Here is a 15,106-nt window from a genome sequence, read left to right as displayed (position 1 = left end):
ACATTTAAACACAACAACAATAAGTTTATTATAAAAACGTCAAAATATGCTGATAAATAATTATAATGACGGCACAATAAGACTATCCAGAAATCTTTACAAGATATAATAGAACTGTTAATCCGGGCAGAACAAGAAAGAAAAATTACGGTAAAATGTATAAAAGATGGAATTGCTGCCAGCAGTAAGAAATCTGGACGCAAGACAGGACAGCTTGATAAAATGTCACCAGAGCTTGAGGAAGATATAAAGAAATTTCTTACCGATAGAAGTATAAAACAAATAGATTTGATGAATAGATATAATATAAGCAGGAATACGCTGAAAAAGCATATTAGGTATATTGCAAACAAAAAATTCATATGATATAATGCCAATAGGCAAAAGAAGTAATAGATATTCAATGTAAGACAAAAGCTCTCGGAGGTGCGAACTCCGGGAGCTTTCTTTTTGTGCTTTTGCGGTACACAAACCGAGGTTAGTTGCTGTTATTTATCGCTGTCTAACCATTTGATGATGTAGTGGCAGGCTACACCAGCCGCGACAGCGACTAAAAAAGAAGTAATAGGATTCAATGAAGACACCCCCTTTCCGTTGCCAGATTGGGGCAGCAACATAATTATTATATCACAGAACAATGTGTACGAAAAATATACATCAGAACGTTATAATAAAGCATAGAGCGGTTTTTTCTTTTGACATTTACATACTTTTTTGATACTATATTTTCATATAGATCTCTCATAGGTGTTGATCCTGTGAGATTTTTTTTTACACAGGATAATATAAGGAGGTTTTATGGATGAATGAAGAGAAAAAATCCGGTCACAGCCATCAGCGCGGGCGTTTTTCCGGGAAGATCGGTTACGTGCTGGCTGTTGCCGGATCTGCGGTAGGTCTGGGAAATATCTGGCGTTTTCCCTACCTGGCGGCGAAATACGGTGGCGGAATGTTTCTGCTGGTTTACATTCTGCTGACAGTGTCATTTGGATATGTGCTGATCATGTCTGAGACAGCACTTGGCCGAATGACAAGAAAGAGTCCGGTAGGAGCATTTGAGCATTTTGGAAAAAGTGCACCGTTTAAAGTAGGCGGATGGCTGAATGCAGTGATCCCGATGCTGATCGTGCCATATTACAGTACGATCGGCGGCTGGGTAATCAAATATTTGGCAGAATATTTCAGAGGAAATGTACAGAAGGTTTCCGAAGACGGTTACTTTGGAAGCTTTATTGCAGATTCCTGGCAGGTGGAAGTATGGTTCCTTATTTTTGCCGCACTTGTATTTGCCATCATTCTTGGTGGTGTCAAGAATGGCGTGGAACGCATGTCAAAGATCATGATGCCGCTTCTTGTAGTACTGGCGGTGATCGTTGCAGCATATTCCATCAGCCGCCCGGGAGCCATAGAAGGAGTGAAATATTTTCTGGTGCCGAACTTCGAGAATTTTTCCTGGATGACGGTCGTGGCAGCTATGGGGCAGATGTTCTATTCCCTGTCTATTGCCATGGGAATCCTTTATACCTACGGTTCTTATATGCATAAGAAGCTGGATATCGAGCAGTCCACCACGCAGGTAGAAATCTTCGATACCGGTATTGCGATCCTTGCAGGACTGATGATCATTCCGGCAGTATTTGCTTTTTCCGGCGGAAACCCGGAGACACTGCAGGCGGGGCCGTCCCTGATGTTCATTACACTGCCGAAGGTTTTTGCGACCATGGGAGTTGGAACAGGAGCAGGAATCCTGTTTTTCCTGCTGGTACTTCTGGCAGCACTGACCAGTGCGGTTTCGCTTATGGAGACCAGTGTATCCACATTTATGGATGAGCTTCACTGGAGCAGAGGAAAAAGCTGTATTCTCATGGCAGTGATCATGCTTGTATTCGGAAGTGCATCCTCCATGGGCTATGGAATTCTGGATTTTCTGAAGATCTTCGGAATGAATTTCCTGGATTTCTTTGACTTTATGACCAACTCTGTGATGATGCCGCTGGCAGCACTTGCGACCTGCTTCCTGGTTACGCGTGTTGTGGGCTACGACAGGATCGCGGCTGAGATCGAGCAGTCCTCTAAATTCCATAGAAAAGGGCTGTATCGTTTCTTTATCAGGTATCTGGCACCGGTCTGCCTGATCATTGTACTGCTGAGCTCTATTGCAAATGTGCTGGGAATCATCAGTATGTAACAGAAAAATGATCGATTATAAAAGATTGAGGAATTTTGATTTATGAGTATTTTAAACGTTGAACATCTGACACACGGTTTTGGCGACAGAGCGATTTTTGAAGATGTGTCGTTCCGGCTTCTGAAGGGAGAACATATCGGACTTGTGGGTGCCAATGGCGAGGGAAAATCCACATTCATGAGTATCGTAACCGGAAAACTGATGCCGGATGAGGGCAAGGTAGAATGGGCAAAAAATGTCCACGCAGGCTATCTGGATCAGCATGCAGTCCTGGGAAAAGGCATGACCATCGGCCAGGTGCTGAAATCTGCTTTTGACCCGCTGCTGAAAAAAGAAGAGCGCATGAACGAGATCTGTGACGAGCTGGGAACTGCAGATCCGGAGGAAATGGATACACTCATGGAAGAACTGGGAACTATCCAGGATGAGCTGACGCTTCATGATTTTTATTCCATTGATGCAAAGGTGGAGGAGGTTGCCAGGGCACTGGGACTTCTTGATCTCGGTCTGGACCGTGATGTTACGGACTTAAGTGGTGGCCAGAGAACCAAGGTACTTCTTGCCAAGCTTCTGCTGGAGAAGCCGGATATTCTTCTTCTGGACGAGCCGACCAACTACCTGGATGAAGAGCACATTGCATGGCTGAAAAGATATCTCCTGGATTATGAGAATGCGTTTATTCTGATCTCCCATGATATTCCGTTCTTAAACTCCGTGGTAAATATCATTTATCATATGGAGAATCAGGAGCTGAACCGCTACGTAGGAGATTATGATCATTTCCAGGAAGTCTATGCAGTAAAAAAAGCGCAGCTTGAGGCAGCCTACCGCAAACAGCAGCAGGAGATCAGCGAGCTGAAGGACTTCGTAGCCAGAAACAAGGCGCGTGTTTCTACAAGAAATATGGCCATGTCCCGCCAGAAAAAGCTGGATAAGATGGATGTGATTGAGCTGGCTGCAGAGAAACCGAAGCCGGAGTTCAATTTCCGCTATGGACGTACACCGGGCAAGATGCTTTTTGAGACACATGATCTGGTGATCGGATATGACGAACCACTTTCCAAGCCTCTGAATTTCACTATGGAGCGTGGCCAGAAGATCGCACTGGTGGGAACCAACGGTATCGGTAAGACGACACTGCTTCGAAGCCTTCTGGGGCTGAACAAGCCGATTTCCGGAAGCGTAGAGCAGGGAGAGAATCTGGAGATCGGATATTTTGAGCAGGAGGTCAAGGGTGAGAACCGGACTACCTGTATCGAGGAGCTATGGCAGGAATTCCCGTCCTTTTCCCAGTATGAGGTGCGCTCCGCACTGGCAAAATGCGGCCTGACAACGAAGCATATTGAGAGCCAGGTACGGGTATTAAGCGGTGGTGAGCAGGCGAAGGTACGTCTCTGCAAGCTGGTGAACCGCGATACGAATATTCTCCTTCTGGACGAGCCGACCAATCATCTGGATGTGGACGCTAAGGACGAGCTGAAAAAAGCACTCCGCGAGTACCGCGGAAGTATCCTTCTCATCTGCCACGAGCCGGAATTTTATCAGGATGTGGTAAATGAAGTCTGGGATATGAGCAAATGGACCACTAAGATATTCTGATAAAGATTCTGATAAAAACGAACTAAATTCGACTTATACCCCTTTCTATGATATGATAGTGAGTATCACTACAAGACAGAAAGGGGTATTTTTATGGAAAAAAAACCTCAGAATATAGAAAAAGCGAAAAAAATAAGCCTTGGTGTTCTGGCTCATGTTGATGCAGGAAAGACGACATTATCGGAAGGCCTGCTTTTTAAATGTGGAAGGATCCGTAAGGCCGGACGTGTGGATCACAAGGACGCATATCTGGATACCTACGAGCTGGAGCGGGAGCGGGGCATTACCATTTTTTCCAAGCAGGCAGTTTTTTCTATGGGAGATCTGGAAGTGACCCTGCTGGACACGCCGGGACATGTGGACTTTTCGGCGGAGATGGAGCGTACGCTGCAGGTACTGGATTATGCGATCCTGGTGATCAACGGAGCCGATGGCGTGCAGGGGCATACACAGACTCTTTGGAGACTTCTGAATCAGTATCAGATCCCCACATTTCTTTTTGTGAACAAGATGGATCAGGAGGGAACTGACAGGGATACACTTCTAGGTGAGCTGAAAAAGAAACTGAGTGGAAATTGTGTGGATTTCAGTGGAGAACTGGACTGTACTGGTGCAGAAAAGGCTGCAATACGATCAGAAACGGTGGATAACTCCGGAATGCAGACAAGGCAGCTTCAGACGAATAGCGGGCAGAACCCGGCACAGGAATCCGGAAGCGGAGAGTCTGTCAACGGAACCGATGATTTCCTGGAAAATATCGCCATGTGTGACGAAGAGCTTCTGGAAAGCTTTTTGGAAACTGGCGAGATCCCAAAGAAGGAAGTGGCGAAGCTGATCCTGGAGCGGAAACTTTTCCCTTGCTTCTTCGGGTCTGCACTGAAAATGGAAGGTGTGGATACCTTTATTTATGGAATGGAGTCGTATATGGCAGTTCCGTCCTACCCGTCTGAATTCGGTGCCAGAATATTTAAGATTGCCAGGGATGATCAGGGCAACCGTCTCACGTATATGAAGATCACCGGAGGAAGCCTGAAAGTTAAGGAAACCCTGACAAATGCAGAACGAAAAGGGATCCCAGAGGATGAGGTCTGGGCGGAAAAGGCCGATCAGATCCGCATTTATTCCGGTGCAAAATTCGATATGATAAAAGAAGCAGAGGCAGGAACCGTCTGTGCTGTAACAGGCCTGACCAGAACCTACCCGGGCGAGGGTCTTGGAATCGAGAAGGAATCTGCCATGCCGGTTCTCGAACCTGTCCTGAATTATCAGATCATCCTTCCGGAAGGCTGCGACGCCCACAAAATGCTGAAAAGCCTGAAGGAGCTGGAGGAGGAAGAACCACAGCTTCATATTATGTGGGACGAGCAGCTGGGAGAGATTCACGCCATGCTGATGGGCGAGGTACAGATCGAGATCCTGAAGCATCTGATCTGGGAGCGTTTTCACGTGGCTGTGGAATTCGGAACCGGAAATATCGTATATAAAGAAACCATTGCTGCACCGGTAGAAGGTGTGGGACATTTTGAACCGCTGCGACACTATGCGGAGGTGCATCTTCTTCTGGAGCCTGGCGAGCGCGGAAGTGGGCTGCAGTTTTTTACAGCGGTCAATGAAGACCAGCTTGACCGGAACTGGCAGCGGCTGATCCTGACTCATCTGGAGGAAAAAGAGCATCTGGGCGTTCTTACAGGTTCCCCGATCACGGATATGCAGATCACGCTGCTTACCGGTCGGGCACATCTGAAGCATACAGAAGGTGGCGACTTCCGTCAGGCCACTTATCGGGCTGTGCGTCAGGGATTAAAGAAAGCACAGACAGTATTACTGGAGCCATATTACAGCTTTCGCCTGGAACTTCCGGCAGAGAATGTGGGACGTGCCATGACGGATATCCAGCGGATGCAGGGCAGTTTCCAGGGGCCGGAGACGGAAGGCGAGATGGCTGTGATCACAGGAAGCGCGCCTGTGGAAAAAATGCGCGACTATCAGAGCCAGGTAGTTTCCTACACAAGAGGAAAAGGGCATCTCACCTGTACCTTAAAAGGCTATGAGCCATGCCAGGATCCGGAAAAGATCGCAGAAGAGATCGGCTATGATTCGGAGCGGGATCTGGAGAATCCCACAGGCTCTGTATTCTGTGCCCATGGAGCAGGCTTTGTAGTTCCCTGGTATGAGGTGGAGGAATACATGCATCTGGAAGGCACAGAGCTTCCGGAATGGGACGATGCGTATGATGATTTGCAGGAAGGAACCGGCAGCAGAGCACCGCAGAACCACAGCGTTCAGAATGGAGATTCAAACAGTACGGTTTATAGGACAGGAAATAAATCCCGTGGAAAATACACCTCCATGTATGGAAGTTATGAAGAAGAAAAAGAGCTGAAAGCGATCTTTGAGAAAACTTTTGGACCGGTGAAATCGAAGAAATATAACGATAACGGCCGGAACTTCGGAAATGTGGAAAGTGGCAGCAGCTTTTCCAAGGGGACTGCCACACCGGCAAAAACCAGTCAGGGCGCATGGAAAAACAACAATCCTGTGATCCATCGAGATGAATACCTTCTGGTGGATGGATGTAACATTATTTTTGCATGGGAGGACTTAAGAGATCTGGCGCAGACAGATTTTCATGCAGCTCAGACCAAATTAATGGACATTTTAAGTGATTATCAGGGAATCAAGGGCTGCATCCTGATCCTGGTATTCGATGCCTACCGCGTGGAGGGACACCCGGAGGAAACTTTCCAGTATCATAACATTCATGTGGTATATACGAAAGAAGCGGAAACAGCAGATCAGTACATTGAACGTACAGTCCATGAAATCGGACGGAAACATAATGTGACAGTTGCAACTTCCGATGGTCTGGAGCAGATCATCATCATGGGACAGGGCGCAGCAAGAATCTCAGCCCGTGGTTTTCAGGACGAGATTGCTTCCGCGAAAAAACAGCTCAGGGAGGAATGGAAGGATCGCCGTGACAACACGAAGAACTACCTGTTCGACAATATGACACCGGAATTAAAGTCTCATATGGAAGATATCCGTCTGGGAAGAAAGAAAAAAGAAGAAATATAATGCAAAAGCAGGCTGTACATCTGAAAAATGTGCGGCCTGCTTATTTTCGGAAAATATGCACATATGCACTGTAAAAACTGCACAAATCCCATACACGTCCAGTTATGAGCATATTTCACAAAAATAAAAAAGCTTTTTGAATTCTTTTGCAAATAAATGGAAAAAGTAGTAAAATAAGGATAGAATCCTCAGTGAGAAACTCCTTGTCTGGATCTTATACCAGCCAGGGAGTTTTCATTAGAGCAATTCAATAAATATTGGAATGCTTAAAAAGCACAATGAACGCCACAGAAAAGCAGTAAAGACAAGAATAACAGAGGAAGGATGTGGAAAAATGTTTGAAACAGGCGAATATGTTGTGTATGGTCGTACCGGAATCTGTCAGGTGACAGGAGTTACCACTATGAAGGTGGACGGCTCTTCCGCAGAGAGGCTTTATTATGTACTGAAGCCGGGAGGAGAGACAGAAGGGAAGATTTTTACACCGGTGGAAGGCGGCAAGCAGGTGCTTCGTGCAATTATCTCAAAAGAAGAAGCAGAGCGGCTGATCGATGAGATTCCTTCAATAGAGACACTGAGTATTGAGAATGAGAAGTTCCGTGAGGACAGCTACAAGAAATGTATCCGCACCTGTGAGTGCAGAGATCTTTTACGGATCATCAAGACCATCTATCTTCGTAAACAGGCCAGACTTTCCCATGGCAAAAAAACAACCGCTACTGATGAACGGTATCTGAAAATGGCAGAGGATCATCTCTATTCTGAATTTTCCATGTTACTGGATATTCCAAAAGAACATATGGCAGTCTATATTGAACAGCGTATAAGACAACGTACGGAAGAGGCAGAGACAGCCTGCGCTGTTTGACAAACAGGAAACTATCTGATATGGTATTTTCGGTAAACAGAAAAAAAGGAGATGCCACAGATCATGAGAGAGCAGCTTACACGCAAGGACGTTGAAAAAATAGAGCAGGAAATCGAATACCGCAAACTGGTGGTACGTAAGGAAGCCATCGAAGCCGTGAAGGAAGCACGTGCCCAGGGTGACTTAAGCGAGAACTTTGAATATTACGCGGCAAAGAAGCACAAGAACCAGAACGAGAGTCGTATCCGCTATCTGGAGAGAATGTTGAAGACAGCATCCATCGTATCCGATGATTCCAAAGCAGATGAGGTGGGAATGGACGATATCGTAGAGGTGCTTTTTGAGGAGGACAATGAGATCGAGAAGTACAAGCTTGTCACTTCAATCCGAGGAAACTCCATGGAGAACCGTATCAGTATCGAATCCCCCATCGGAAAAGCTCTTCGTGGCCATCGCGTTGGCGACCGTGTTGAGGTGAAGGTTAATGATGGCTACAGCTATTACCTTGTGATCAAGTCTATTGACAAGACAGGATCTGAAGACGAAGAGATCCGTGGATTTTAACCGAAATGATAAGGCAGGAGAACCTGCCTTATTTTTTTACACAGATTTTACATTCCGGTGGGGAAAACTTTACAAAGGGCCGCTATCATGAAAAATGTCGAAATGAGAAATCGAAGATCAAACATATCAAATATGAGAAAGTGAAGGAGAGAATCATGGATTTTTTCAGTGTACTGGCATTGCTTGGCGGCCTTGCCATTTTCCTTTATGGAATGAACCTGATGGGCGACGGTCTTGCAAAGGTAGCAGGCGGAAAACTTGAACGTATTCTGGAAACACTTACATCCAGTCCGATAAGAGCAGTTCTTCTTGGAATGGGCGTCACTGCAGTTATTCAGTCATCTTCTGCGACTACAGTCATGGTCGTAGGATTTGTAAATTCAGGAATTATGAAGCTTTCCCAGGTTGTGGGAATCATCATGGGAGCGAACATCGGAACAACAGTTACCTCATGGATTTTAAGTCTTACAGGAATCCAGAGTGATAACTTTATCATCCGTCTTTTTAAACCGACATCATTTTCACCGATCCTTGCGTTGATCGGCGTGATCCTGATCATGTTCACAAAGAGCCAGAAGAAAAAAGACATCGGAACCATCTTTGTAGGCTTTGCCATTCTGATGTATGGAATGAACGCCATGAGCGGGGCTGTGGAGCCGCTTGCAGAGGTACCGGAGTTTACCGGACTGCTTGTGAAATTTTCTAATCCGCTTCTGGGAGTAGTGGCAGGAGCTGTACTTACAGCTATTATTCAGTCTTCCTCAGCATCGGTGGGTATTCTGCAGGCACTCTGTCTGACAGGAATGGTGCCGTTCAGCGCAGCACTTCCGATTATCATGGGACAGAACATCGGTACCTGCATCACCGCACTTTTATCTGCGATCGGAGCAAACAAGAATGCAAAGCGTGCGGCGATGGTGCATCTGTACTTTAACCTGATCGGAACAATGCTTTTTATGGCAGTATTTTATACCGTCAATGCAGCCGTACATTTTTCCTTTATGTCACAGGCAGCAACACCGGCTGGAATCGCAATTCTGCACAGTACGTTTAACGTAAGTGCAACACTGGTACTGCTTCCGTTTTCCAAAGGACTGGAGAAGCTTGCCTGTCTTACCATCCGTGATAAGAAGGAAGAAGAAAAAGCACCTGCAGCTGATCCGGATTTCATGATTCTGGAGAGCCGTTTCCTGGAGAAACCGGCATTTGCAGTTGAGCAGAGCAGAAATGCAGCAAGAAAAATGGCAGAGGATTCACACAGAACGCTGTTCACGGCACTGGATCTTCTGAAGCATTTTACGGAGGAAGGAAAGAAAGAGGTCGAGGAATCCGAGAAGAAGGTAGACCGCTACGAGGATGAGCTTGGAACCTATCTTGTAAAGCTGAACCAGAAAGATCTTTCTGTTCATGACAGCCACAGCATATCCATTATGCTGCACTGTATCGGAGATTTTGAGAGGATATCCGATCACGGTGTGAACATTATGGAATCAGCCCAGGAGCTTTACAGTAAAGGACTTCATTTTTCGGAAAAAGCCCTGGAAGAGCTTCGTGTGATGGAACATGCAGTTGAGGATATTGTGGATATTGCATATAAAGTTTATGAAAATCAGGATGTGCAGCTGGCCAGAGAGATCGAGCCACTGGAAGAGGTAATCGATGAGCTGAGCAAAGAGCTGAAATACAGGCATATTCAGAGGCTTCGCGCCGGGGAATGTACCATTGAAATGGGCTTTATTCTCTCGGATGTAACTACCAGCCTGGAGAGAGTTGCGGATCACTGCTCCAACATCGGCGTCTGTGTGACGCAGGTTCATGAGGATTCCTTTGATACGCATCAGCATCTGAAGCAGCTCAAGCACAGCCCGGATGAGACCTTCTATCACGAGCTTGAGATGATACGGAATCAGTATCCGCTGCCGCCGCTGTCAGGAGAAGCCGCTGCCGGTAAGAAGGCCGGACAGGCAGTAGCACTGTCAGGAGCACAATAAGATAAGAAAATAAACACACACGCCCTGGTTGTCTGTCTATAAAGCAGATACCAGGGCTTGTGCAGTAAAAAGAAAGAAGTTATACTGAAGATACAGAGAAATTTTTTTGAGAGTTATAAATAAAACAAACGGAGAGGTATGGAGAATGATCTACTGTGTGGAAGATGAAAGAAACATCCGGGAGCTTCTTGTCTATACCCTGGAGACAACAGGCTTTGAGGCGGAAGGCTTTGAAACAGGGTCAGAGCTTGACACAGCCATGAAAAAAAATCTGCCGGAGCTGATTCTGCTGGATATCATGCTTCCGGGAGAGGACGGATATAATATTCTGAAACGGCTGAAAAGTGATACCAGGACGAGAGATATCCCGGTGATTATGGTAACAGCAAAGGAAGCAGAATTCGACAAGGTAAAAGGTCTGGAAGGCGGAGCAGATGACTATATTACAAAGCCTTTCGGAATGATGGAATTCGTAGCCAGGGTAAAAGCAGTCCTTCGCCGCTGTGCGAGACAGAGTGAGGAGCGGGAGCTGCACTGCAAGGGACTCCGTGTGAATGTGTCCCGCCATGAGGTCAGCTATCAGGGAGAGATGAAGGAGCTTACCCGAAAAGAATTCGAGCTTCTGGAATATCTTCTGGAAAACAAGGGGCTGGTCATGTCCAGGAACCAGATCCTCTGCCATGTGTGGGGATATGATTTTGACGGAGAGACGAGAACTGTGGATGTTCATGTGAGAACTTTGCGCCAGAAGCTTGGGGAGGCAGGAAATCTCATTGAAACCGTGCGAGGTGTGGGATACCGGATAGGAGATCACTTATGAAAAAAAAGATTCTGAATCACACCAGTGTCATGATCGTTCTGGCTGTTCTGGTTACATTCCTGGCAGCCAGTGTGGTAACCTATAACCGGTTCAACACATATATGCAGCAGGGAGTCCGGGAGGAAGCTCAGTACATCTGCGTTGGTATGGAAGAGCTTGGAGATTCTTATCTCACAGAGAAGCTTGGAAATGTATCGACCAGCCGTGTAACACTGATCGCGAAGGACGGAACCGTTCGTTATGATTCCGAGGCAACACCGGAAAAGCTGGAAAACCACAGCAACCGGCCGGAATTCATCCAGGCAGAAAAAGAGGGAACAAGTGAAAGCATCCGCTATTCCGAGACTTTTGCGAAAAAGACCTTCTACTACGCAGTAAAACTGGATGACGGAAGTGTGCTCCGCGTTGGAAAGACAGTGGATTCCATTTATTCTACCTGGTTTTCTAGCATTGTGGTTCTGGGAATTCTGATGCTTCTTGTCCTGATCATGGAGTTCATTTTTGTCCAGAGGCAGACAAGAGAGCTGATCCAGCCGATCAACGACCTGGATCTGGAAAATCCGTTGAAAAACGTATGCTATGAGGAGCTTCGGCCGCTTCTTGTGCGGGTAGATGAGCAGAACCGTCAGATCCGGCAGCAGGTAAAAGAGCTCAAAGAGGCAGAGGAGATCCGAAAGGAATTTTCGGCAAATGTTTCCCATGAGCTGAAAACACCGTTAATGTCCATTTCGGGCTATGCAGAGCTTATGATGAACGGAATGGTACCGGCCGACCATGTACAGGAATTTTCCGGAAGAATCTACCATGAGGCGGTAAGGCTTTCCGATCTTGTGGCTGATATTATTCAGCTTTCCAGACTGGATGAGAGCAACAGTGAGGTGCCTTTTGAGGAAGTGGATCTCTATGAGCTTGCGGAAGATGTGACCAACAATCTCAGAAATGCAGCAGGAAAGAAGAATATTGAGCTTGAACTTTCAGGCTCCTCTGAGAAAATTCAGGGAGTACGCCATGTTCTGTACGAAATGGTCTTTAACATTGCGGATAATGCCGTGCGTTACACAGAAAACAACGGACATGTGCGTATTATGGTAGGAAACCGGAAGGGGCATCCGTTTTACTGTGTTGTGGATGATGGAATCGGAATTCCGAAAAGTGAGCAGGGAAGAATCTTTGAGCGTTTTTACCGGGTGGACAAAAGCCACTCCAGGCAGACAGGCGGAACAGGACTTGGCCTTTCCATCGTGAAACACGGAGCGACCCTTCATCATGCGGAGATCAATGTGGAGAGCGAACAGGGACAGGGAACAAGAATGGAGATCGTTTTTCCGGAGATATCCGAAAAATAACGGATAGGATTCCAGAGTAAATTGTAGTATAATAAAATACAGGGTTCAGAAAGCCGGACGGATGAGAATCTGCCCGGCTTTCTGACATATTGTGGATAAAAAAATCTGAAATAGTGAATAACAGGAGGAATAAGTTTATGAAAGAGCCAGTTCTGGTAGTAATGGCAGCAGGAATGGGAAGCCGCTACGGCGGACTGAAGCAGATTGATCCTGTGGATCAGGAAGGCCATATCATCATGGATTTTTCCATTTATGATGCTGTGCGCGCAGGCTTTAAAAAAGTTATATTTATCATAAAGAAAGAGAATGAGCAGGATTTCCGTGACGCCATCGGAGACCGTTTAAGCGATAAAGTGGAGATCGTGTATGTCCACCAGGATCTGAACAACATTCCGGAAGGATTCCAGGTACCGGAAGGCCGTGTGAAACCATGGGGAACCGGACATGCAGTACTGAGCTGTGCAGGAGAGATCGACGGACCGTTTGTTGTGATCAACGCAGATGACTACTATGGAACACATGCATTTAAGATGGCATATGATTTTCTGATTCAGGCACAGGAGGAGAGTACTCCGGCTCAGTACATGATGGTAGGATACCGTCTTGAGAATACACTGACAGACAATGGCTACGTATCCCGTGGTGTGTGCGAGACAGATGAGAACGGATATCTCGCAGATATCAATGAGAGAACACATATTGAGAAACGCGACGGTGGCGCAGCTTATACCGAGGATGACGGAAAAACATGGGTAAGTCTTCCGGTTGATGCACCGGTATCCATGAATATGTGGGGCTTTACCGGCGGATTCATGAAGGAACTGCAGGCACGCTTCCCTGTATTCCTTGAGAAAAGCATCCCGGAGAATCCGCTGAAATGTGAGTATTTCCTGCCATTTGTAGTAGATGAGCTTCTTAAGGAGAAAAAAGCTACTGTAAAAGTTCTTACCACACAGGATAAATGGTATGGTGTGACCTATAAAGAAGACAAGCCGGTTGTAGTTAAAGCAATTCAGAGTCTTAAAGATCAGGGACTTTACCCACAGGGACTTTGGGATTGATTTACTCTATTGTGCAAAGTGCCGAACAGTGCTAAAATAAACAGGAATTGTTAAATCCAATCAGAGGAGGAGAGAAACTATGGCAATTTTAGTAACAGGAGGAGCAGGATACATTGGAAGCCATACAGTTGTAGAGCTGCAGAATGCAGGCTATGATGTAGTCGTTGTTGACAACTTATGTAATTCCAGTGAGAAAGCTCTTGACAGAGTATCCAAGATCACAGGCAAACCGGTGAAATTCTATAAGGCAGACATCCTTGACCGTGACGCAATGAATAAGGTTTTTGACAGCGAGGAGATCGACTCCTGTATCCATTTTGCAGGACTGAAGGCAGTTGGTGAATCGGTTGCCAAACCATGGGAATACTACGAGAACAATATCGCAGGAACCCTGACACTTGTAGATGTGATGAGAAAACATAATGTAAAGAACATCATTTTCTCTTCCTCAGCAACGGTATACGGAGATCCGGCTATCATCCCGATTACAGAGGAGTGCCCGAAGGGACAGTGTACCAACCCGTACGGCTGGACGAAATCCATGCTGGAGCAGATCCTTACCGATATCCAGAAGGCAGATCCGGAATGGAATGTAGTACTTCTTCGTTACTTCAACCCGATCGGTGCTCATAAGAGCGGAACCATCGGCGAGAACCCGAACGGAATCCCGAACAACCTGATGCCATACATCACACAGGTTGCAGTAGGCAAGCTGAAAGAGCTTGGCGTATTCGGAAACGATTACGATACACCGGACGGAACAGGTGTCCGTGACTACATCCACGTAGTAGACCTTGCAAAAGGCCACGTAAAAGCCCTCAAGAAGCTTGAGGACAACTCCGGTTTAAGCATTTATAACCTGGGAACAGGAAAAGGCTACAGCGTTCTTGACATCGTTAAGAACTTCGAGGCAGCTACCGGTGTTAAGATCCCATACGTAATCAAAGCCCGCCGCCCTGGCGATATCGCAACCTGCTATTCTGACGCATCCAAGGCAGAGAGAGAGCTGGGCTGGAAAGCTGAGAACGGAATCCGCGAGATGTGCGCAGACTCCTGGAAATGGCAGAGCCAGAACCCAAATGGATATGAAGATTAAGGACCTGCCTGTAAGAATATAAAGAAAAGCCAAAACAGACAGTCAATTATAAAGACTGTCTGTTTTATTTACAGCAGAGAAAGTGTGTATAAACAGCAAATAAGTACAGATTTAACAGAAGGGTTCAGTCATTAAAACTTGACAATGTATATCAGCGATGATATCATAATTTGTAAACTTGAAATTATACATTTGTGTAAGAATATTCAAGAACAAAATCTGTTTTTATTACTGATAATTAAAAAAAAGATGGATCAATCCTATAACATTATAGAAAATGTAGGTGTTGTAGGGTTGGTGCGTCCATTTTTTGTGTCAAAGAAAGATTATTTTATAGGATTAAGAACCGGATTATTATATTGAAAACTGAATAAAATACATAAAAATTATACACTGCTCTCAAAGCTTCCGTGTATTTCTCATATTACTTTGAGTTTATTAGGAATATAATTTGAAATAGTTCAGTGTTCTTATGTGTTTTTTTCAGTTTTCAAT

10 protein-coding genes are annotated in these 15,106 nt (G+C 45.8%); all 10 read left to right on the top strand.

Annotated elements, in window-relative coordinates; genetic code table 11:
• The first annotated feature begins 802 nt into the window (after positions 1-802).
• The 10 genes from WMO28_RS05175 (at position 803) to galE (ending at position 14,611) form a co-directional block, all read left to right on the top strand.
• Positions 803-2,188, top strand: a complete 1,386-nt coding sequence (locus tag WMO28_RS05175) for a sodium-dependent transporter (RefSeq protein WP_349056261.1) — start codon at positions 803-805, stop codon at positions 2,186-2,188.
• Between the two features lie 42 nt (positions 2,189-2,230).
• A complete protein-coding gene (locus WMO28_RS05170; protein ID WP_349056260.1) occupies positions 2,231-3,787 on the top strand; it encodes an ABC-F family ATP-binding cassette domain-containing protein in 1,557 nt (518 codons plus the stop codon).
• 93 nt (positions 3,788-3,880) lie between these two features.
• On the top strand, positions 3,881-6,865 hold the full coding sequence (locus WMO28_RS05165) for an NYN domain-containing protein (protein WP_349056258.1): 2,985 nt from the start codon (positions 3,881-3,883) through the stop codon (positions 6,863-6,865).
• 334 nt (positions 6,866-7,199) lie between these two features.
• The gene (locus WMO28_RS05160) at positions 7,200-7,733 is read left to right on the top strand and encodes a CarD family transcriptional regulator (protein ID WP_349056256.1); all 534 of its coding nucleotides are present in this window, start codon (positions 7,200-7,202) and stop codon (positions 7,731-7,733) included.
• Between the two features lie 63 nt (positions 7,734-7,796).
• On the top strand, positions 7,797-8,297 hold the full coding sequence (greA, locus tag WMO28_RS05155) for a transcription elongation factor GreA (RefSeq protein WP_349056255.1): 501 nt from the start codon (positions 7,797-7,799) through the stop codon (positions 8,295-8,297).
• 155 nt (positions 8,298-8,452) lie between these two features.
• Positions 8,453-10,288, top strand: a complete 1,836-nt coding sequence (locus WMO28_RS05150) for a Na/Pi cotransporter family protein (protein ID WP_349056253.1) — start codon at positions 8,453-8,455, stop codon at positions 10,286-10,288.
• Positions 10,289-10,433: 145 nt separating this feature from the next.
• On the top strand, positions 10,434-11,108 hold the full coding sequence (locus WMO28_RS05145; protein ID WP_178645491.1) for a winged helix-turn-helix domain-containing protein: 675 nt from the start codon (positions 10,434-10,436) through the stop codon (positions 11,106-11,108).
• On the top strand, positions 11,105-12,454 hold the full coding sequence (locus WMO28_RS05140; protein ID WP_349056252.1) for a sensor histidine kinase: 1,350 nt from the start codon (positions 11,105-11,107) through the stop codon (positions 12,452-12,454). The genes WMO28_RS05145 and WMO28_RS05140 overlap by 4 nt, the downstream gene beginning before the upstream one ends.
• Positions 12,455-12,591: 137 nt before the next feature.
• Complete coding sequence (locus WMO28_RS05135) at positions 12,592-13,515, top strand: sugar phosphate nucleotidyltransferase (RefSeq protein ID WP_349056251.1); 924 nt, start codon at positions 12,592-12,594, stop codon at positions 13,513-13,515.
• Positions 13,516-13,594: 79 nt separating this feature from the next.
• Complete coding sequence (galE, locus tag WMO28_RS05130) at positions 13,595-14,611, top strand: UDP-glucose 4-epimerase GalE (protein WP_178645484.1); 1,017 nt, start codon at positions 13,595-13,597, stop codon at positions 14,609-14,611.
• Positions 14,612-15,106: the final 495 nt, after the last annotated feature.

The sequence above is a fragment of the Blautia aquisgranensis genome, assembly GCF_040096615.1.
Classification (GTDB): Bacteria; Bacillota; Clostridia; order Lachnospirales; family Lachnospiraceae; genus Blautia_A; species Blautia_A aquisgranensis.
The sequence above is the reverse complement of the archived record's forward strand: the minus strand, read 5'-3'. Positions and strand labels throughout refer to the sequence as shown.